Consider the following 18,383-nt stretch of genomic DNA (forward strand, 5'->3'; position numbering starts at 1 on the left):
GGATCAAGGCATCCGGCGGCAAGCTCATCGGGCGATGGGGCTAAAACGGATCGGAACGCTCAGTTGAAGATAGACATTTTCGAAGCCTTTGGCAGCGGCCCGTTTTCCGGCCGCTCGCGGCTCGTGGCGACCTGCCTTGCGATGTCGCTTGCTTTTCCCCAGATGGCCGCCGCCGACGATTACCGTCTGGGCTCCCAGGACAAGCTCACCATCCGCATCGCCGAATGGCAGACCGTCGAAAGCACGTTCCGCGACTGGTCGTCGGTCAATGGCCAATATACGATCGGCCCGGCAGGCACGCTGTCGGTGCCTTTCGTCGGCGAGTTGCCGGCGGCCGGCAAGACCACGGCGGAGGTCGCCGCGGCGATCGGCGAGGCGCTGCAGCACAAGCTCGCTTTGTCGGACAAGCCCGAAGCCTCGGTCGAAATGGCGCAGTTCCGCCCCTTCTACATTTCGGGCGAGGTGCAGAATCCCGGGCAATTTCCCTTTGTGCCCGATCTTACGGTGCTGAAAGCGATCAGCGTCGCCGGAGGCATCAGGCGCAACGCCGACTACGGTCCCCAGCTCGGCAAGGACCTGGTCACCGCCAAGGGCAATTTCGATATCTCCGACGACCAGCGCGTTCGGCTGATCGTCAAGCGCGCCCGCATCGACGCCGATATGGCCGGCAAGACGAGTTTTGAGGCACCCAAGGAGGTCGAAGGCGATCCGCGGCTGCCGACCATCGTCGCCGACGAGATGACAATCCTTACCGCCGACCAGAAGGCGCTGAAGCTCAAGCTCGAGGCGCTCGACGATCTCAAGGGTGTGCTGCAGGCCGAAATCGAATCGCTGCAGAAGAAGATCGTCAACCAGCAGAAGCAGGTCGACCTGGCCCAGCAACAGCTGGCCAGCATCGGTCCGCTGGCCCAGAAGGGACTGGTGGCCAATGCCAGGCTTCTGGATTCGCAGCAGTCCGTTACCGACCTGCAGGGCAAGATCCTGGACTACGAGACAGCCATCCTGACCGCCAAGCAGGCGATCAGCAAGGCCACGCAGGACGCCATCGACGCCCAGAACACCTTGAGTTCGAGCCTCGCCGCCGATCGCCAGCAGACCGAAGCCGACCTGAACGAGGCCGCGCTGAAGGTGAATATGCAAAAAGGCCTGATAGCCCAGGCCACGGATCCGGCAACGACGGCCGCCATCACCAACGACCAGCAACCTACCTTGCTCTATTCGCTGGTGCGCAATGTCGACGGCAAGACCAGCGAAATCGCCGCCAAGGAAGACACACCGGTACTGCCTGGCGATGTGATCAAGATCAAGCTGGCGCCGCTAGCCAGCCAGTAGAGACGCGGAAGGTCGCGCGGCCCGCCGCGTTCGATCCATAGCGCAAGGGCCTTGAGCCTCCGCCAAGCCTGCTTGGCGGAGGTTTTTGCTGATATATTTTCAGCACCGGAAAACCAGAATGGCTGTTGACGCAATCCCGAACGGAACCGCTACGCGGTTTTCCCGCGATGGCTTTAGCGGACTCTCATCATTACTCGGCTGCCGCGGGACGGTGAGGCCAGGCTGCCTGTCCGGCCTTGGCATCCCCCGGCTCGAAAGCCGGTGACCATCGCGTGCGGGTGACCGGCAGCCTCGCCAGCTTGAAGAAGCTGAAATACATCAGGAATGAACCCATGATGTAGGGGTTGAGTATCTCGACCTCGACGAAGGAGCGGATGAGCAGCAGCACCATCACGCCGATCAGAACCACCGATTCGGCCTGCCATGTCTTGAAGACCACCGCCGCGATGTGGCCGAGGAGCGTGCGCAGCATGATCAGCGATATCAGCACCGCCCCGGTGAAGCCGAGTTCGACAAGGGCTTCGACATAGGTGTTGTGGAAATGGAAGCCGGTGCGGGTGCTGATGTAGAATTCGTTCCACAGCCGCTCCGCCTCGGCAAAGCCCTGCACCCAATAGGCTGCATAGCCGACGCCAAGGATCGGCGATCGCATCGCGGCGTTCCAGCCCTGCTCCCACAGATAAGTCCGCCCGGTGAGCGTCGAATCCTTGCCGAAGATGCCAAGCACGAAGTCCATGAGCCCGAGATTGAGGGCGACGATGGCCACCACGACGATCATGCCGGCGCCGACCAGGAAGATCACCCGGCGGTAGCGTCGCGACAAAAGCTTGCTCATCGCAAGAAGCGCCACCAGCGCCAGAACCGCCGGTATCGAGGCCATCGAGGTGGCGGAATGCGAGACGACCAGCACATAGGCCGACAACAGCACGACCGGCACGGTCAGCATGAAACTCAGCCGGCCACGCCGAAGGAAAGCAAGGAACACGACCGAGAAATAGATGCCGAGCGAGCCGACGAAGCCGATCTGGTTCTTGGAGGCGAAGGCGCCGACGAAATTATAGGTGCCGTCGAGGACGTCCTCGGAATAGGCGCCGACTTTCAGCGAATAGAGCAGGACGAAGAATATGCCGACCAGGGCGCCTATTGTCAGGGTGCGCACGCTGACGGTGCGTGCGGCGACATAGGCGCAGGCGATATGGGACAAGTACTGGACCGCCGTTCTGGCGGTGACGCCGGGCGCCTGCGACCAGAATATGGAAAAGCAGACATAGGCCGCGAAGAGCAGCGGCAGCCAGGCGCTGGACAGTTGCCGCAGGAAACGCCGGTAGTCGACCAGGATAAGCGGAAGCCAGACGGCATAATAGGCCAGGATCAGCACCTGGCCGAAAATGACGGAATAGGAGAACGCCCAGATCGAAACGGCAACGGCAAAGCTGCCATAGACCGAATTCTTCTCGGGATCGACGAGCAGGGATTTGGGAATTTTCATCTCACGGTCCCGTCGACACGACCCAGGACCGGCAGGCCGCAAACCAGCCGGCATATCCGCAAACAGGGTCGTACAAGAAACGGCGCCTCCATTGTGCAGTGCAATATAACCTATCGCACCCCGTGCTCAATGGCAAATCCGGTCACCTTGTCTTACAGCGCGGCGATCGCCGAGAGATCTCGGCCGTGGACGGGCCAATCGGTCATGTGCTCCGACTGCCCATCAGGAACGAGGCGCGTCCCTTGAGGTTTCCTTAGTCCATGCGCATGCCTAAATCGGCCTCGCCGTGGTGGGTATGGTGGAAGCGCTGCGCGACCAACTCGAAGGAACCGCGCCATAATCCGGCCGATTGGCCCAGACGATCCGGCCGCATGCCGGCTTGAACTCGGTCGGCGGTCACCTCACAGTCCCAGGACCGGCCAGCACGCGGGCGGCTTCAGCCAACATGACCAGGGGGAACACATGCCAATGAATTTCGCGGGGCGCTTCTCAGGCCGGTCGGCGGTCATCACCGGGGGCGCCTCGGGCATCGGACTGGCGGTCGCGCAGAGGATCGTCGACGAAGGCGGGCGCGTCTGCGTCTGGGATCGCGATCCCGCACAGATCGAACAGGCGAAAGCCATTGTTCCCGGCCTGCGTGGAGTGACGTTGGACGTTGCGGATGCGGCAAGTGTGGAGGTCGCCGCACGATCGACGATCGACGCCTTCGGCGCGGTCGACATACTGGTCACCAGTGCGGCCATCACCGGCCCCAACATGACCACCTGGTCCTATTCGGTCGAGGACTGGCGTGGGGTCATCGACATCAACATCAACGGCGTCTTCTACTGCAACAAGGCGCTGGTGCCACACATGCTTGAGCGCAACTATGGCCGCATCGTCAACATTGCCTCGATCGCCGGCAAGGAAGGCAATCCCAACGCTTCCGCCTACAGCACCTCGAAGGCGGCGGTGATCGGCCTGACCAAGTCGCTCGGCAAGGAACTCGCCAAGACCAAGGTGACGGTCAATTGCGTGACGCCGGCCGCCGTTCGCACCGCGATCTTCAAGCAGATGAAACAGGAGCACATCGATTTCATGCTCTCCAAGATACCGATGGCGCGGTTCGGCGAGGTCGAGGAAGTGGCGGCGCTGATCTCATGGATCGCCTCGGAGGAATGCTCGTTCACCACGGCCGCTGTGTTCGACGTCTCGGGCGGCCGCGCCACCTACTGATGCACTACAAATCCGCGTGAGCAGGCAACGATATGCCATCGCCGACGTATAGTCGGTGATGGAAGGTGTAGAAACGGCAAACATTTCAGACAGTTCCACGGGTGTGACCTTCCGCTGCGACCTCTGCGTCCAGGGCGAGGAATTCCCCCACTTCTGGGAACATACGGTCGGCAGCGGCCACGCGACGCTCGCCCTGCGCGCGGACTGGCAGGCGCAGATGCGCCGGGCGCATGACGAACTCGGCTTTCGCCATGTCCGTTTTCACGGGCTGCTCGATGACGACATGGGCACGCTCATCGACCAGGACGACAAGCCGCTCTATTCGTTCTTCAATGCCGATCAGATCTTCGATTTCCTGCTGTCGATCGGCATGCGCCCCTTCGTAGAGCTGAGTTTCACGCCGACGATGCTGTCGTCGTCCGGAAAGATCGTCTTCCGTTATCGCGCCAATGTCAGCGCGCCGAAGGACTACGACCAGTGGTCGACGCTGATTTCGAAGCTCGTCGCTCACTGGGTTGATCGCTACGGCCTCGACGAGGTGCGGCAATGGTTCTTCGAGGTCTGGAATGAACCCAATCTCGAGGCGTTCGGCAGCGGCAAACAGGAGGACTATTTCAAGCTGTATGCCTACACGGCAAGAGCTATCAAATCCGTCGACACGCAGTTGAAGGTCGGCGGACCAGCCACAGCCGACAATGCCTGGGTCGATGAGTTCATCGCATACTGTGGCCAGAACGGTCTTCCCGCGGACTTCGTCAGCACGCACCATTATCCGACCGATGCCTTCGGCCAGCCTGGCGACGACACCGAAGCCCAGCTCTCGAAAAGCATGCGAAGCGTCCTGCGCGAGGAGGCGCGCACCGCGCGACGGCAGGCAGGCGACCGTCCGCTCTACTACACCGAATGGTGCACATCGTCGAACCCGCGCGATCCCATGCACGACGAGCCCTATGCCGCCGCCTTCATCGTCAAGACGGTCATGGAGGCGAGAGGGCTGGTTCAGGGCTACAGCTACTGGACCTTTTCGGATATTTTCGAAGAGAATTATTTTCCATCCCTGCCCTTTCATGGTGGTTTCGGCCTGATGAACCTTCACGGCGTAGCCAAACCGGCTTACCGTGCCTTCGAAATGCTGCATGGCCTTGGAACCGAAATCCTCTCGACTCAAGGCAATCATCCCACCGTCGACAGTTGGTGTGTGCGCGACGGAAATTCGTTGACCGTGCTAATTTCCAACTTCGCCTTGCCGCGGCATCCGATCGCGAACGAGACCGTGCAGATTCAACTTGAGAATGCACGGCGGCCCGACATGGTAACCATCCGACGCGTCGATGCGGTAAATGCCAACCCCAAGGCGCTATGGGTGACAATGGGAAGTCCCGATTACCTGAGCCGAGCAATGGTAGAGCATTTGCATGCGGCCTCGGCGATGCCGGAACAACCGCAAGCGATCGCCTTCAGCGATCATGCCGTTCTGTTCGATGTCACCGTACCTGCGCAGGGCGTTGCTGCCATCAGGCTGGAGTTTTTATCGATTGCTTAGAGCAGATCCCGCCGCGCTGGCCGATGACGAACTGCTGGACCGCTGTCAACGCGCCGCCTTCGGCTATTTCCTGGAGAACGTGAACCCCGACAATGGGCTGGTCGCCGACACGTCGCGGCCCAGTTCGCCGTGCAGCATCGCCGTCGTCGGTTTTGCCCTGTCCTGCTATCCGATCGGCGTCGAACGTGGCTGGATAACGCGCGACGCGGCTGCCCGCCTGACCCTTGCGGCGCTACGCTTTTTCCAGACCAGCACGCAAGGCAGCGGTCACGACGTCACCGGCCACAAGGGTTTTTACTACCACTTTCTCGACATGAGGAGCGGCTTGCGCGTTTGGCGCTGCGAACTGTCGATGGTGGATACCGCCCTGCTGATCGCCGGCATGCTGGTGGCGAGCGCGTATTTTTCCGACGACAACGACGACGAAGCCGAAATCCGCCTCCTGGCCGAGGCGCTCTACAGGCGCGTCGACTGGCGATGGGCGCAAGGCAGCAGCCCAACGCTCCGCCAGGGCTGGAAGCCGAGGAGCGGCTTTCTGCATTATGGCTGGGAAGGCTATAACGAGGCGACGATCCTCTATGTGCTGTCGATGGCTTCTCCGGACCGCCCGACCTCGGACGACAGCTACGAGGCCTGGACGGCGACCTATCAATGGGAAAACATCTACGGCCACGACGTGCTCTATGGCGGGCCGCTGTTCATGCACCAGTTCTCGCATGCCTGGATCGATTTCGCCGGCATCCGCGACGCTTTCATGCGGGAGAAGAATTCGGACTATTTCGAAAACAGCCGCCGCTCGACATACCTTCACCGCGACTACGCCCGGCACAACCCTTACGGCTTTGACGGCTACGGCGAGAATTTGTGGGGTCTTTCGGCCGGAGACGGACCGGGCGGCTTCCGCGCCAGCGTGGAGCGGCGGACCCACCGGTTTTCCGGCTATGCCGCGCGCGGCGCGCCTTTCGGACCGGATGACGGGACAATCGCGCCATGGTCCTATCCGGCGTCGCTGCCTTTCGCGCCGGACATTTGCCTGGCGGCGCTGCGTCACCTCGTCGATCGTTATCCGGAGGTTCTCGACGATTTCCGCCTGCCGAGCGGTTTCAACCCGACATTGGCCAACCGCCGCAAATTCGGCCGCAACGGCTGGGTCTCGGAAGGCCATTACGGGCTCGACCAGGGCATCGCGGTGATGATGATCGAAAACCACCGTTCCGGACTGATCTGGAAGCTGATGCGTTCCAATCCCCATATCCGTCGCGGCCTGGGCAAGGCGGGTTTCACCGGCGGATGGCTGTCGCGGCCGGTACCCGGAGGGCGCGATGTCGCGTGAACCGACGAGAGCCGCCGTGTTCCCTGTCGACAGCAATGACGTCGAACTGATCAGGGGCGCGCATCCCGCGCACTGGAAGAACCCGACGCCGAACGGCCCCTACAATCTCGTCGTCATCGGCGCCGGGCCGGCCGGGCTGACCGCCGCGCGTGACGCCGCGAGCCTTGGCGCGAAGGTCGCGCTGATCGAACGCGGGCTGATCGGTGGTGCCTGTGTCAATGTCGGCGGCATCCCGTCGAAGTCGATCATCCGCACGGCCAGGCTCTATGCCGATATGCGCGATGCCGAGAGCTTTGGCGGCGACCCGCCAGACCACCTTCGTGTCGACTTTCAACGGGCGATGACACGGATGCGGCAGATACGGCAGCGGATCAGCCGTGCCAATTCGGCCATTTCCGTCGCAGCCGAGGGCATCGACCTCTATTTCGGCGAAGCGCGCTTCGCCGGACCGGACACCGTCGTGGTCGCGGACAGGACCCTGCGTTTCAAGAAGGCATTGGTCGCGACGGGCGCGCATGCGAGCGGGCCCGCGATTCCGGGGCTTGCCGAGGCCGGTTATCTCGACAACGAGACCATGTACGACCTTACGCAATGCCCGCCGCGGCTCCTCGTCATCGGCGGCGGGCCGCTCGGCTGCGAGACGGCGCAGGCTTTCTGCCTGCTCGGCGCCAAGGTCATCCTAGCGCAGAGCGATCCGATGTTCCTGCCCGGCGAGGAGCGCGACGCCGCGCAGATCCTTTCGGATGCGCTGGCGCGCGAGGGGATCGAGGTGCGGCTGAACACCGAAGTGGTGGCGGTGCGGATGGAGGGCGAGAAGAAGGCCGCCGACCTGATGCGGGATGGCGACACGACGACGATTACGGTCGATGAGATCATCACTGGCGTCGGCCGTTCACCCAACGTCTATGGCCTGGGCCTCGATGAAGCCGGCGTGGCCTATGACGCCAGCGGCATCAAGGTCGACGATTATCTGCGATCCACCAACCCAAATGTCTACGCGGCGGGCGACGTCTGCCTCGAATACAAGTTCACCCACACCGCCGAGGCAACAGCGCGCATCGTCGTGCGCAATGCCCTGTTTCGCGGCCGCGAAAGGCTCAGCGAACTCGTTATCCCCTGGTGCACCTATACCGATCCGGAGATCGCCCATGTCGGTCTCTATCCCCTGGAGGCGCGGCGCAACGGCATTCCGGTCAAGACCTATACGGTCCTGATGCACGATGTCGCCCGGGCCGTGATGGACGGCGAAGAGGAAGGGTTCGTCAAGATCCACGTCAGGGAGGGATCCGACCGCATCCTGGGAGCGACGGTCGTCGCCAGCCATGCCGGCGAGATGATCAATGCCGTGACCCTCGCTATCCGTTCGGGCATGGGATTGCATGCGTTGGCCGATGTCATCCATCCCTTCCCGACACAGGCGCAAGGCATCAAGATGGCGGGCGACGCTTACCGACGGACACGGTTCACTTCATTGCGCAGGCGCCTGGCGGCCCGCTGGCTGGCCTGGTCCAGGCGATAAGCCTTTGCGCTCGGTCCCAGCCGGATCCGCATTGCGACCGATCCGCAAGGCAAGCGCGCCGGGCATCAGACTGTGATCCAGCGCTTGACGAAAGCACGGTTCGGCTAAACAAGTCGAAGCTGATTTCTGTGGCTGCGGGGGCCTCGTTAATGTCGTCCGAGAAAGAGCTTGCGCAACTCCTGGCGCGAAGCGTCGGGCGTCCGCCTTGAGCGCGCGGCCCGATGTCGACATGCCGGCGCGCGGCAGCGGGCGACGCGTGCTGATCGTGTGCCATGAGCCGGCGTTTCCGCCGACTTCCGGCGCGGATCTGCGCAACTATCGCAATGCCGTGGCGGCGGCCGCGTTCGGACCGGTCTGCCTGGCCTCGGTGCGGCCCAGGGCCATCGCCATGACCGCGCCCAATCCGCTGATCCGCACCGAGGCGCTGTCGATCGAGGGAGAGCCCCGGACGGCTTCCATCGGATGGTGGCGTATAAGGGAGGAGCATCGCATTTCGCGCGCGGCCCTGGCGCGGCTGGAAGCACTGATCCTCGAATTCCGCCCTGACACCGTGGTGGTCGAGAGCATCGGCCTGTTCAAGCTGCTGCGGCCTTTGCGATCGCTGGCAAAGCAGCTCATCCTCGACATGCACAATGTCGAGTCCGACTTGTCCGCGCAGATGAAACGCGCCGAAGCGACCGCATCGCGCCTTTCCGTTGCCGCATCGGTGCCTGGCATCAGGCATCTCGAAAGAAAGGCGCTCGCCCTTGTCGACAGGGTCTGGGTCTGCTCGAACGAGGATCGCGAGAAGCTGATGCGCTTTGGCGGGCGCGCGATGCCCATCGATGCCGTTCCCAATGGGATTCCCAACGTCGAGGCGATTCCCAATGTGCTGCCCCCGGAACCGTCGGCCAATAGCGGCTTTCCGGTGATCCTTTTCATCGGTCATCTCGGCTATCCTCCAAACGTCGACGCCGCCGTGCGATTGGCCCGGACCATATTGCCCCGCATCCGCCAGGCCTTGCCCGACGCGAAGCTGGTTCTCGCCGGACGCGGCCCGGAACCGGCCGTGCTGGCCCTGCGCGGGTTGCCCGATGTCGAGCTCGTCGAAGATCCCGAAAGCGTGGGGCCGCTCCTGTCCAGCGCGCATCTCAGCATCATCCCGCTCAGGACGGGCGGGGGCACGCGCATCAAGATTCTGGAGGCGATGGCCTGGGGGGTGCCGGTGATCGCGACACCGCTCGCGGCCGAGGGCCTGGGCCTGGTCGAGAACGACGAGGTGCTGCTGTCGGCCAGCGACGAAGGCTTGGCCGCCATGGCCGTCCAACTTTCACGCGACGCCGGGCGCCGGGCAAGGCAGCGCGTGCGCGCCCACCAGGCCGTATGGGCAAGGTTTGGCCCGCAGGCGATCCGCGATGCCGTCCGTGCCGGGCTTGTCCTGGACAATGACGGCGATGACGACCAACCATCTCCGATCACCCCATGAGCCGCCGATTATCCCACCGATCCACCAGACGTGGAAGACGGACAGCGTTCCCGAACGCTTCCAGCCTATGCCGAGAGCCGGAAGGGCCTTGGGGCCGCAATGTCCTACCGGTCCGTTCGCACACGCCACGCGGAGCCCGGTTGCCAGGGTCAGTCGTGCAGATCCCGCGCAATCGGCGGACCGACCGAAAATCCGGAGAACGTGACTTCGAAACCTTCACGCTGCGGCGAACAGCACATCAACCCGACATCGACGATCTTCGAGGTCGGGAAATAGGCGAGCCGCACCGGCTTCCAATGGCCGTCGGAAGCATCCAAATACTGGACGCGGACCGCCTCGCCGTGGCGGGTCAGGCGGATCCTGACGCCGTCAGGGCCGGCGGCAATGGCCACCAGCGACCAGTCCGAGGTGTCGTTGGTGACGACGACGGAGAAATAGGCAAGGCCATCGGTGTATTCGATGCCGGCCTTGATCCAGTGCGTTTCGCTCAGCCGGACCATCAGGCCGGCCTGATCGTAAAGCACCTCGTAGTCGCCCTTGACGGTCACTTCGGCGGTGAAATCGCCCTCGACCCGCCGATACAGGAAGTGGCCGTTGTCGCGCCAGAAGCCATAGAAGGTCTCACGCCAGAAATCGGTCTCCTTGCCGGTGCGCACGCGCACGCCATCACCTTCGATGGCATGGTGCGGCGGCGGGTTGAGCCAGGTCAGGTCCTGCAATGTCATCCCTTTGCACCGGTCCGTTTCCAGAGGAAGTGACGGTCCGCCGGCGGTCGGCCGGCGCGCCAGGTTATCCCGCGAACGTATAGGCGGTCTTTACCGTGGTGTAGAACTCCATGGCATAGCGGCCCTGTTCGCGCGGACCGAAGCTCGAGCCCTTGCGACCACCGAAAGGAACGTGGAAATCAACGCCCGCCGTCGGCAGGTTGACCATCACCATGCCGGCTTCGGAGTTGCGCTTGAAATGCGTGGCGTGCTTGAGGCTCGTGGTGCAGATGCCCGAGGTCAGGCCGAACGGCGTGTCGTTGGCGACGGCAAGCGCCTCGTCATAATCCTGGACGCGGATGACACTGGCGACGGGGCCGAAAATCTCCTCGCGCGAACTGCGCATGGCGTTGGTGGCCTCGGTCAGCAGCGCCGGCTTGAGATAGAAGCCCGGCGTCTTGCGGTCGAGCCGTTCGCCGCCGAAAGCGAGCGTGGCGCCTTCACGGACGCCGATGGCGATATAGTCCTCGTCCTGCTTGAGCTGGGTGGCGTCGACGACCGGGCCGATCTGTGTCTGCGCGTCGAGCGCGTCGCCGATCACCAGCTTCTCCATGCGCTCCTTGAGCGCGTCGACGAAACGGTCGTGGATGCCTTTGGTGACGATCAAACGCGACGAGGCCGTGCAGCGCTGGCCGGTCGAGAAGAAGGCGCCGTTCAGCGCGCAATCGACAGCCACCGCGAGATCGGCATCGTCGAGCACGACCAGCGGATTCTTGCCGCCCATTTCAAGCTGGAACTTGCGCATGTGCTCGACGCTTGCCGCCGCGACGCGCTTGCCGGTTCCCACCGAGCCTGTGAAGGAGATGGCGTTGACGTCGGGGCTGTCGAGCATCGCCTGGCCGACCACCGAGCCCTTGCCCATGACGAGGTTGAGCACGCCCTTGGGCAGGCCGGCGCGATGCAGGATGTCGACGATGGACCAGGCGCTTTCGGGAACGAGCTCGGCCGGTTTGAAGACGATGGTGTTGCCGTGGGCCAGCGCCGGAGCGATCTTCCAGGCGGGAATGGCAATAGGGAAATTCCACGGTGTGATGATGCCGACCACGCCGACCGCTTCGCGCGTGATCTCGACGCCGACGCCCGGCCGCACGCTTGGCACCACCTCTCCCGACAGGCGCAATGTTTCGCCGGCAAAGAAATCGAATATCTGGGCGGCGCGGATCGTCTCGCCAATGCCCTCGGCCAGCGTCTTGCCTTCCTCACGCGCCAGATTGCGGCCGAGTTCGTCCTTGCGCGCCATGATCTCGTCGGCCGCCTTTTTCAGCACCGCATGGCGCGCCAGCGGACCGGAGCGGGACCACGCTGGAAACGCCGCCTTGGCCGCCGCTATCGCCTGGCCCGCCTGTTCGACCCCCGCCGAAGCATACTCGCCGACGACGTCGCCGGTATCCGAGGGGTTGATGTTGCGGGAGCCGGCATCGCCGACCCATTCACCATCGATGAGGTTTTTTCGAAACGCTGTCATGTCCTTGCCTTCCTGGCTGTTGGCCGCGCGGCGGCATCTGTCTGAAGTGGTATTTGCCAGACAATTGGCTTGCGGGAAAGCACGCACTGGGCCTGGAGACCGCGACAAAAGTCCCCGGGCCTGCACTCACGTCCTCGCGGCAGCGGCGACAGAGCCGCGTCGCCGAGCAATCCGGCTAACATGGGCGGGCAGCGTTCCGGGTCAAGGCCGGATTGCCCTGTACAGATATGCCCACAATCTTGATTTGCCTGGTGTGGCGTGTCATGCGTCGTCAAGATGGCAGCACTCGAAACGACGATCCAGCGCGCCGGCGCCACCGGCAACGTCAAGGCTACTCGCGAAGACTGGCTGAAGCTGGCGCTTGAAACCCTGATCTCGGACGGCGTCGAACGCGTCCGCGTGCTGACGCTTGGCGAGCAACTCGATGTCTCGCGCTCGAGCTTCTACTGGTATTTCAAGAGCCGGCAGGATCTGCTCGACCAGTTGCTGGACCATTGGCGGCAGACCAATACCCGATTCATCGTCGAGCGTGCCGCACGCCCTTCCGCGACTGTCATTCGTGGGGTGATGAGCATTTTCGAATGCTGGGTGGACGAAAAGCTGTTCGACCCCCGGCTGGATTTCGCCATCCGGGCATGGGCTCGACGCTCCCCCACCATCCGGCGTGCGCTCGACGAGGCCGACGAAGAACGCGTCACTGCCATCCGCGGCATGTTCTTGCGTCATGGCTATGAGGAGGAAGACGCGTTCGTTCGCGCTCGCGTGCTCTATTTCATGCAGATCGGCTACTATTCGCTCGAACTCAACGAACCGATGAGCAGTCGCCTGCCGCATGTTGCCGCGTATCTGCGCAGCTTCACCGGCCAGGAGCCTTCGGCTGCGGATGTCGAGGATTTTTCGCGCTACGTCGCGAAAGCGGTCTCCGGCGGCCGGTAGCCCGAAGACTCCGAACTCGTGATCCCGATAGCGCTTCGCCATGGAACGAAGAACAGGCGGCGATAGGATGGTAGGTTCCGGCTAAAGCGTAAACGACCAGAACAGGCAGGCCAGCGTGGCGGCGGCAAAGATCACGAAGAACAGGCTGCGCAGCAGTACGTTGCGGCGCAACTCGTTCATGACGAAGTGGCAACCGACGACCGCCACGGCAAACAGGAACCGCCAGTTCAACAACGCCAGAAGAGCGCTGCCCTGACCGAAGGCCCATCGGGCGAGCAGGCCGCCGACGATGGTGGCGAACAGCACAATGACAGTCCAGAAGATCGCATCGGCGGCATGGAGGAGGACGATACTGGCCGCGCGGATCGGCAGGATCATCATCAACAGCGCGCTGAAGAAAAAAATTGCCGCAAGCGGAATGAACGTTCCGGCGTCGGCGATGCCGTCGAGACGCTTGACGCCGATCGCCCCATAGGGATAGCCGTGACGGGCCACCGCAAGGCTCAGCGCCATGAGCAAGGCGGTCAAGACGGAGACGAGTGCGAAGGTCGTGAGGGCTTTGCTCATGGTGTTCCTGTCCCGAACGAATCAGACAGGAACCGGTGTAACCGATGGTCGTAAATTGCGCGTAAGCTTTCACCCGCCGCCGGCATCCGGAAGGGGATAACCGTCAGGGCAAAGCCACTCGGCGACGACCAGGTCGACCGCAGCCCGCGCCGCCCGCCTCCGGCAGATCAGCTCCAGGCGTGCAGCGGCGGATTCTCGCCGTTGAGGAAATATTTGCCGAGGATTGAATATTTCCAGCGCACCGGATCGTGCAGCGTGTGCGTGCGGGCGTTGCGCCAATGGCGATCGAGATTGTGCTCGGCCAGCGTCGAGCGCGTGCCGGCCAGTTCGAACAGCTTGTTCGTTGCCGCGATGGCGATTTCGGTCGACAGGATTTTTGCTTCCGCGGTAACGATCTGGGCATGCGCGACGGTTTCGGCTGTCGGCTCGGCCACCGCCTTGTCGATGGCATGGCCGGCCTTTTCGAGCAGCGCCTGCGCCGCGTGCAGGCGCAGCGTGAGGTCGCCGACAGCCTGGATCGTGTAGGGATCGTCCCAGGCATTGTCGAAGCCGCTGTCGATCCAGGCGCGGCTCCTGGTCCTGACAAAGTGAACCGTCTCGTCGATCGCCGCCTGGGCGATCCCGGTGTCCACCGCCACCTGGATTATCTGGAAGATGGCGCCGTCGGCGGTCGGCTTGTCGTAGCCCTTGTAGCCCGGCACCAGATACGTCTTCGGCACCTTGACGTTGTCGATGATGACGGTGCCGGAGAGCGTCGTGCGCTGGCCGAAGCTCGACCAGTCGTCGATAACGGTCAGGCCGGGCGCACCACGGTCGGCGATGGCATACCAGGCGCGACCTTCGTCATCGAGCGCCACGATCGGCACCAGATGGGCAAGCAGCGCGCCGGACGAATAGAATTTGCGGCCGTTGACGACGACATGGTCGCCGGCGTCGGTGAAGCGGGTCTCGAAATCGGCGGCGCGCTTCGAACCGAACTCGGAAAAGGCGTTGCCGAACCGGGTGCCCTTCAGCGCCTCGGTGAACAGCAGCTTCTGCTGTTCCACATCCGACACGGTGCGGATGGCCGCGATGACGCCGAGATGGTTCTGCGCGACCTGGCCGATTGAGGAATCGGCCGCCGAGATGATCTCGATCACCTTGACCAGCGTCGCATAGGACAGTTCCGGCCCGCCGAATTCCTTCGGCACATTGATCGACCACAGGCCGCTTTGGGAGAAGGCGTCGAGCTCGGCAACCGGCCAGATACGCTCGCGGTCGCGCGTGGACGCCCCCTTGACGAATTCGGCGGCGAGCGCATGGGCGATGGCGATCGCCTCCGCATCGTCCCTGATGATGTGTGCTGGTGCCGAGGGCCTTGCGACCGGCGGTACGGCGGCGGAAGCATGGTCTGTCTTGACGGTCGAGACGGTCATTTCATTGCTCCTTCAAATTTCGGTTCAGGCAACGGCGTGGAGACGGGATGGCTTGGCGGCGGGCGACGGCTGCTGGCCGAGATAGAGCGCCCTGATATCCTCGCGCTGGCGAAGATCGGCGGCCGCGCCGGACAGGACCGAGACGCCGTTTTCGAGCACAGTGGCGTGGTCGGCATAGCCAAGCGCGACCGCCGAGTTCTGCTCGGCGACCAGGATCGACAGACCGGTCTCGCGGTTGAGTTTTTTCAGCGTCTGAAAGATGTCTTGCACGATGAGCGGGGCAAGCCCCATCGAGGGCTCGTCGAGAACCAGCAGGCGCGGCCGCGACATCAGCGCGCGGCCGATGGCAGTCATCTGCTGTTCGCCACCGGAGGTGAGGCCGGACAATGTCCGGCGCTTTTCCCTGAGACGCGGAAAATAGGAATAAACCCGTTCGAGATCCGCGTTGATTTCGGCTCGGCGGCCGCTGCGGCCGATGCCGCCGGCGACCAGGTTTTCCTCGACGGTGAGGCTCTTGAAACAGTGACGGCCTTCCAGCACCTGGACCAGCCCGGCGCGTACGAGATCGCCCGGCTTGCGGCGCGAGACATCCGAGCCATCATAGCGGATGGAGCCGGCGTTGACCTGGCCGCGCTCTGCCGGCAGCAGGTTGGAGACGGCCTTCAACGTCGTGGTCTTGCCGGCGCCGTTGGCACCGAGCAGCGCCAGAATCCCACCCCGCCTGATCTCGAAGCTGACGCCATGCAGCGCCGTGATGGCGTTGATATAGGTGGCGTGGACCGCGTCCACGGCCAGGATGATGTCGTCGTTCGGCATGGCTGTTTCCGTGCTTTGCGGATGGGCCGGGCGCCGCGGATGGTGTCCACGGCACCCGGCCCGGAGATCAGTTGGTGGTCACGGCGTTGGCATCGTCGGCGGTGCGCAGCTTGATGCCCTTCTCGGCGGCATAGGCCTCGGCCGACTTCTCGATGATCGGCCGCAGCAGCGCCCAATCCGGCGCGATCCAGTCGGAAACGACGTTCCACTTCTTGCCGTCCCACTGCTGGAAGGTCACGTAGCCCTCGCCCTCGTGGTTGTCCCAGCTGACATTGATCGAGTGGAACAGGTCCTTGGCGCCGAGCGTCTCGACCTTGGCCGGGTCGAGCTTGAGGTGTTCGAAGCCCCAGCGGACTTCGTCGCCGGTCAGCGTGCGATGGCCGAACTTCTCCTGCGCGACGCGGATCGCCTCGACATTCAGGATGCCGTTGACGATGCCGAGATTGTGGTAGACAGAGCCGATGCGCGACTTGTCTTCGAGATTGCCCTTGCCGGCGCCGTAGACGGTCTTCACGATCTCCTGCACCACCGAATAGGTGTTGCCCGAGGCCTGGGTGGTGATGGCGGTGTAGCCCTTGGCGGCATCGCCGGCGGGGATGACGTCCTCTTCCGAATTCGACCAGACATTGCCGACGATGTGGTCGACGGGATAGCCGACCTTGACCGCCGTCTTCAGCGCCACCGGGTTCATCACGCCCCAGCCGCGCAGGACGACGAAATCAGGCTTGGCGCGGCGGATGGTCAGCCATTGCGACTGCTGTTCGTTGCCGGGATGCGGCACCTCGATCTGCTGCACGGTGAAGCCATATTTCTGCGCCAGCAAATCATATATCGGGATGGTCTCCTTGCCGTAGGGCGAGCCGTGATAGAGCACGACGATCTTCTTGCCCTTGAGCTTGTCGGTGCCGCCTTCCTTGGCGGCGATATAGTTCACGATGCCTGACGTCTCGCTGTAGGGGTTGAGCAGCAGCGGGAAGACGTAAGGGAAGACGCGCCCGTCGGTCGAGTCGGTGCGGCCATGGTTGACCGTGATCAGCGGCACCTTGTCGGCGGTGATACGGTCGATCATCGCATAGGCGATGCCCACTGAGAGCGGGTTCCAGGCAGCGGCACCCGCATGGCTCTTCTGCCGCTCGTAGCATTCGACGCCGCGCTCGACCTCATACTGGGTCTCGCACTCGTCCCAGGTCAGCTTGACGCCGTTGACGCCGCCGTCGCGGATGTTGATGAGGTTGAGATAATCGATGAAGCCGCCGAAGAAGCCGGTGCCGCCGGCCGCGTAGGGTCCGACGCGATAGCTCTGCAGCGGGAAATATTGTTCGTCGGCATGAGCTGATGGCAAGGCCACCGACACGATCATCGCCGCGGACAAAGCCGCCGCCTTGATGGTGCTGAGGAAGGTCATGGCTAGGTACTCCCGGTATGGGCCGTCTTTGGTCCGGCCTCTGGTTCATCTTCGAATAGGATTCTGGACTGCGAGGGCTCAGGTCGATTGCCAAGCGAACAGGAGCCGTCTTCGGATCCTGTCCCACAGGGCCACCAGCCCGTCGGGTTCGAGGATCAGAAACAGGATGATGAGGACGCCGAGCACGATGCGCTGGCTCATGTCGAGCACGCCCGAATCGAAGACATCGCCAAGCAGGAAGCCGCCGAGGCGCGACAGTGCGAGCGGAAAGACCACGATCAGGGCGGCGCCGAAGAATGCGCCGCGGATCGAGGCGAGGCCGCCGATGATGATGATGAACATTATCTGGAACGAGCGGTCGAGATCGAAGCCATCCGGCTCTACGGTCCTGAGATAAGCGAACGCCCAGATGACACCGGCGACGCCGATGACGAAGGACGAGATGGCAAAGGCCAGAAGCTTGGTCTTCAAGACCGGGATGCCGATGATGCGGGCGGCGGTCTCGTTGTCGCGGATGGCGATGAAGTTTCGTCCCGTCTGCGACGATACCAGCCGACAGGCGAAGAAAGTCAGGATGACGACGATGGTCAGCGCAAAGAAATAGCGGCCGACGGGGCCATCGAGTGTGAAGCCTGAAATCGACAGCCTCGGCGCGTCGATGACGCCGGATGCAGAGTTGTTGGAAAACCAGCTGAACTTGGTCAGCGCCCATTGCACGAAGAACTGCGCGGCAAGCGTCGAAACCGCCAGGTAAAACCCTTTCAGCCGCAGGCTCGGCAAGCCGAAGACGATGCCGATCGCGGCGGCCACGATGCCGGCGAGGAAAATGCTGCCGATCAGTGGCAGGCCTTCGACGCGCAGGTTGAAATTATAGGCGGCAAAGACGCCTGCCGCCATGAAAGCGGCGCTGCCCAGCGAAACCTGGCCGGCATAGCCGGTCAGGATGTTGAGGCCGACACCGGCGAGGCTGAGTGCCAGGAACGGCAGCAGGATGGCCTCGAACAGGTAGCTCGAGCCGATCAGCGGCACGACGCCATAGGCGAAGGCGAGCAGGAGTACGGGGGCCACCCATTTCGGCAGCACAGTCACGGCGGAAAAGTCGCTTGTAGTCGCGGCCAT

At 63.1% G+C, this 18,383-nt stretch carries 15 protein-coding genes; 7 read left to right on the forward strand and 8 right to left on the reverse strand.

What is annotated here, in order from left to right; genetic code table 11:
• The first annotated feature begins 75 nt into the window (after nt 1–75).
• Nucleotides 76–1,332 carry a polysaccharide biosynthesis/export family protein gene (locus tag FJ943_RS17535; protein ID WP_041163581.1) on the forward strand — a complete coding sequence of 419 codons (1,257 nt, stop codon included), beginning with the start codon at nt 76–78 and terminating at the stop codon, nt 1,330–1,332.
• Nucleotides 1,333–1,522: 190 nt separating this feature from the next.
• Here the strand turns inward: FJ943_RS17535 and FJ943_RS17540 are convergent, their stop codons facing one another.
• Nucleotides 1,523–2,821 (reverse strand): O-antigen ligase, encoded by a 1,299-nt coding sequence (locus FJ943_RS17540; protein ID WP_015314234.1) that lies wholly within the window; start codon nt 2,819–2,821, stop codon nt 1,523–1,525.
• A gap of 462 nt (nt 2,822–3,283) precedes the next feature.
• Here FJ943_RS17540 and FJ943_RS17545 point away from each other — a divergent pair, with 462 nt between their 5' ends.
• The 5 genes from FJ943_RS17545 (at nt 3,284) to FJ943_RS17565 (ending at nt 9,896) form a co-directional block, all read left to right on the forward strand.
• Nucleotides 3,284–4,036 (forward strand): SDR family NAD(P)-dependent oxidoreductase, encoded by a 753-nt coding sequence (locus FJ943_RS17545; RefSeq protein WP_015314235.1) that lies wholly within the window; start codon nt 3,284–3,286, stop codon nt 4,034–4,036.
• A gap of 58 nt (nt 4,037–4,094) precedes the next feature.
• Nucleotides 4,095–5,579 carry a glycosyl hydrolase gene (locus tag FJ943_RS17550; protein WP_140723306.1) on the forward strand — a complete coding sequence of 495 codons (1,485 nt, stop codon included), beginning with the start codon at nt 4,095–4,097 and terminating at the stop codon, nt 5,577–5,579.
• Nucleotides 5,572–6,912 carry a glucoamylase family protein gene (locus tag FJ943_RS17555; RefSeq protein ID WP_140723309.1) on the forward strand — a complete coding sequence of 447 codons (1,341 nt, stop codon included), beginning with the start codon at nt 5,572–5,574 and terminating at the stop codon, nt 6,910–6,912. Before FJ943_RS17550 ends, FJ943_RS17555 begins: the two co-directional genes overlap by 8 nt.
• The gene (locus FJ943_RS17560) at nt 6,902–8,431 is read left to right on the forward strand and encodes a mercuric reductase (RefSeq protein WP_140723312.1); all 1,530 of its coding nucleotides are present in this window, start codon (nt 6,902–6,904) and stop codon (nt 8,429–8,431) included. Before FJ943_RS17555 ends, FJ943_RS17560 begins: the two co-directional genes overlap by 11 nt.
• 205 nt (nt 8,432–8,636) lie before the next feature.
• On the forward strand, nt 8,637–9,896 hold the full coding sequence (locus tag FJ943_RS17565; protein ID WP_246671895.1) for a glycosyltransferase family 4 protein: 1,260 nt from the start codon (nt 8,637–8,639) through the stop codon (nt 9,894–9,896).
• Between the two features lie 149 nt (nt 9,897–10,045).
• Here the strand turns inward: FJ943_RS17565 and FJ943_RS17570 are convergent, their stop codons facing one another.
• Both FJ943_RS17570 and FJ943_RS17575 read right to left on the reverse strand, forming a co-directional pair.
• Nucleotides 10,046–10,621, reverse strand: coding sequence for a DUF1349 domain-containing protein (locus FJ943_RS17570; protein WP_015314240.1), 576 nt, complete (start codon nt 10,619–10,621; stop codon nt 10,046–10,048).
• A 64-nt stretch (nt 10,622–10,685) separates the two neighbouring features.
• Nucleotides 10,686–12,125, reverse strand: a complete 1,440-nt coding sequence (locus FJ943_RS17575) for an aldehyde dehydrogenase family protein (RefSeq protein WP_140660037.1) — start codon at nt 12,123–12,125, stop codon at nt 10,686–10,688.
• A 276-nt stretch (nt 12,126–12,401) separates the two neighbouring features.
• Between FJ943_RS17575 and FJ943_RS17580 the strand changes: the two genes are divergently transcribed.
• The gene (locus FJ943_RS17580) at nt 12,402–13,061 is read left to right on the forward strand and encodes a TetR/AcrR family transcriptional regulator (protein ID WP_181166268.1); all 660 of its coding nucleotides are present in this window, start codon (nt 12,402–12,404) and stop codon (nt 13,059–13,061) included.
• Nucleotides 13,062–13,142: 81 nt separating this feature from the next.
• Here the strand turns inward: FJ943_RS17580 and FJ943_RS17585 are convergent, their stop codons facing one another.
• From FJ943_RS17585 to FJ943_RS17605, 5 genes are all read right to left on the reverse strand, one after another.
• Nucleotides 13,143–13,628 carry a hypothetical protein gene (locus FJ943_RS17585; protein ID WP_015314243.1) on the reverse strand — a complete coding sequence of 162 codons (486 nt, stop codon included), beginning with the start codon at nt 13,626–13,628 and terminating at the stop codon, nt 13,143–13,145.
• A 167-nt stretch (nt 13,629–13,795) separates the two neighbouring features.
• On the reverse strand, nt 13,796–15,043 hold the full coding sequence (locus FJ943_RS17590) for an SfnB family sulfur acquisition oxidoreductase (RefSeq protein ID WP_140614959.1): 1,248 nt from the start codon (nt 15,041–15,043) through the stop codon (nt 13,796–13,798).
• 24 nt (nt 15,044–15,067) lie between these two features.
• Entirely contained in the window at nt 15,068–15,859 is a 792-nt protein-coding gene (locus FJ943_RS17595) for an ABC transporter ATP-binding protein (protein ID WP_140614961.1), read from the reverse strand.
• A 67-nt stretch (nt 15,860–15,926) separates the two neighbouring features.
• Nucleotides 15,927–17,264 carry an ABC transporter substrate-binding protein gene (locus FJ943_RS17600; protein WP_140723318.1) on the reverse strand — a complete coding sequence of 446 codons (1,338 nt, stop codon included), beginning with the start codon at nt 17,262–17,264 and terminating at the stop codon, nt 15,927–15,929.
• 78 nt (nt 17,265–17,342) lie between these two features.
• Complete coding sequence (locus FJ943_RS17605; RefSeq protein WP_140723319.1) at nt 17,343–18,383, reverse strand: branched-chain amino acid ABC transporter permease; 1,041 nt, start codon at nt 18,381–18,383, stop codon at nt 17,343–17,345.

This window comes from Mesorhizobium sp. B2-3-10 (assembly GCF_006442275.1).
GTDB lineage: Bacteria > Pseudomonadota > Alphaproteobacteria > Rhizobiales > Rhizobiaceae > Mesorhizobium > Mesorhizobium australicum.

Coding starts and splice junctions, on each gene's coding strand:
- FJ943_RS17540 (WP_015314234.1), bottom strand. CDS start 2,821: ATGAAAATTCCCAAATCCCTGCTCGTCGATCCCGAGAAGAATTCGGTC.
- FJ943_RS17545 (WP_015314235.1), top strand. CDS start 3,284: ATGCCAATGAATTTCGCGGGGCGCTTCTCAGGCCGGTCGGCGGTCATC.
- FJ943_RS17550 (WP_140723306.1), top strand. CDS start 4,095: ATGGAAGGTGTAGAAACGGCAAACATTTCAGACAGTTCCACGGGTGTG.
- FJ943_RS17560 (WP_140723312.1), top strand. CDS start 6,902: ATGTCGCGTGAACCGACGAGAGCCGCCGTGTTCCCTGTCGACAGCAAT.
- FJ943_RS17570 (WP_015314240.1), bottom strand. CDS start 10,621: ATGACATTGCAGGACCTGACCTGGCTCAACCCGCCGCCGCACCATGCC.
- FJ943_RS17575 (WP_140660037.1), bottom strand. CDS start 12,125: ATGACAGCGTTTCGAAAAAACCTCATCGATGGTGAATGGGTCGGCGAT.
- FJ943_RS17580 (WP_181166268.1), top strand. CDS start 12,402: ATGGCAGCACTCGAAACGACGATCCAGCGCGCCGGCGCCACCGGCAAC.
- FJ943_RS17585 (WP_015314243.1), bottom strand. CDS start 13,628: ATGAGCAAAGCCCTCACGACCTTCGCACTCGTCTCCGTCTTGACCGCC.
- FJ943_RS17590 (WP_140614959.1), bottom strand. CDS start 15,043: ATGACCGTCTCGACCGTCAAGACAGACCATGCTTCCGCCGCCGTACCG.
- FJ943_RS17595 (WP_140614961.1), bottom strand. CDS start 15,859: ATGCCGAACGACGACATCATCCTGGCCGTGGACGCGGTCCACGCCACC.
- FJ943_RS17600 (WP_140723318.1), bottom strand. CDS start 17,264: ATGACCTTCCTCAGCACCATCAAGGCGGCGGCTTTGTCCGCGGCGATG.
- FJ943_RS17605 (WP_140723319.1), bottom strand. CDS start 18,383: ATGGCCGCGACTACAAGCGACTTTTCCGCCGTGACTGTGCTGCCGAAA.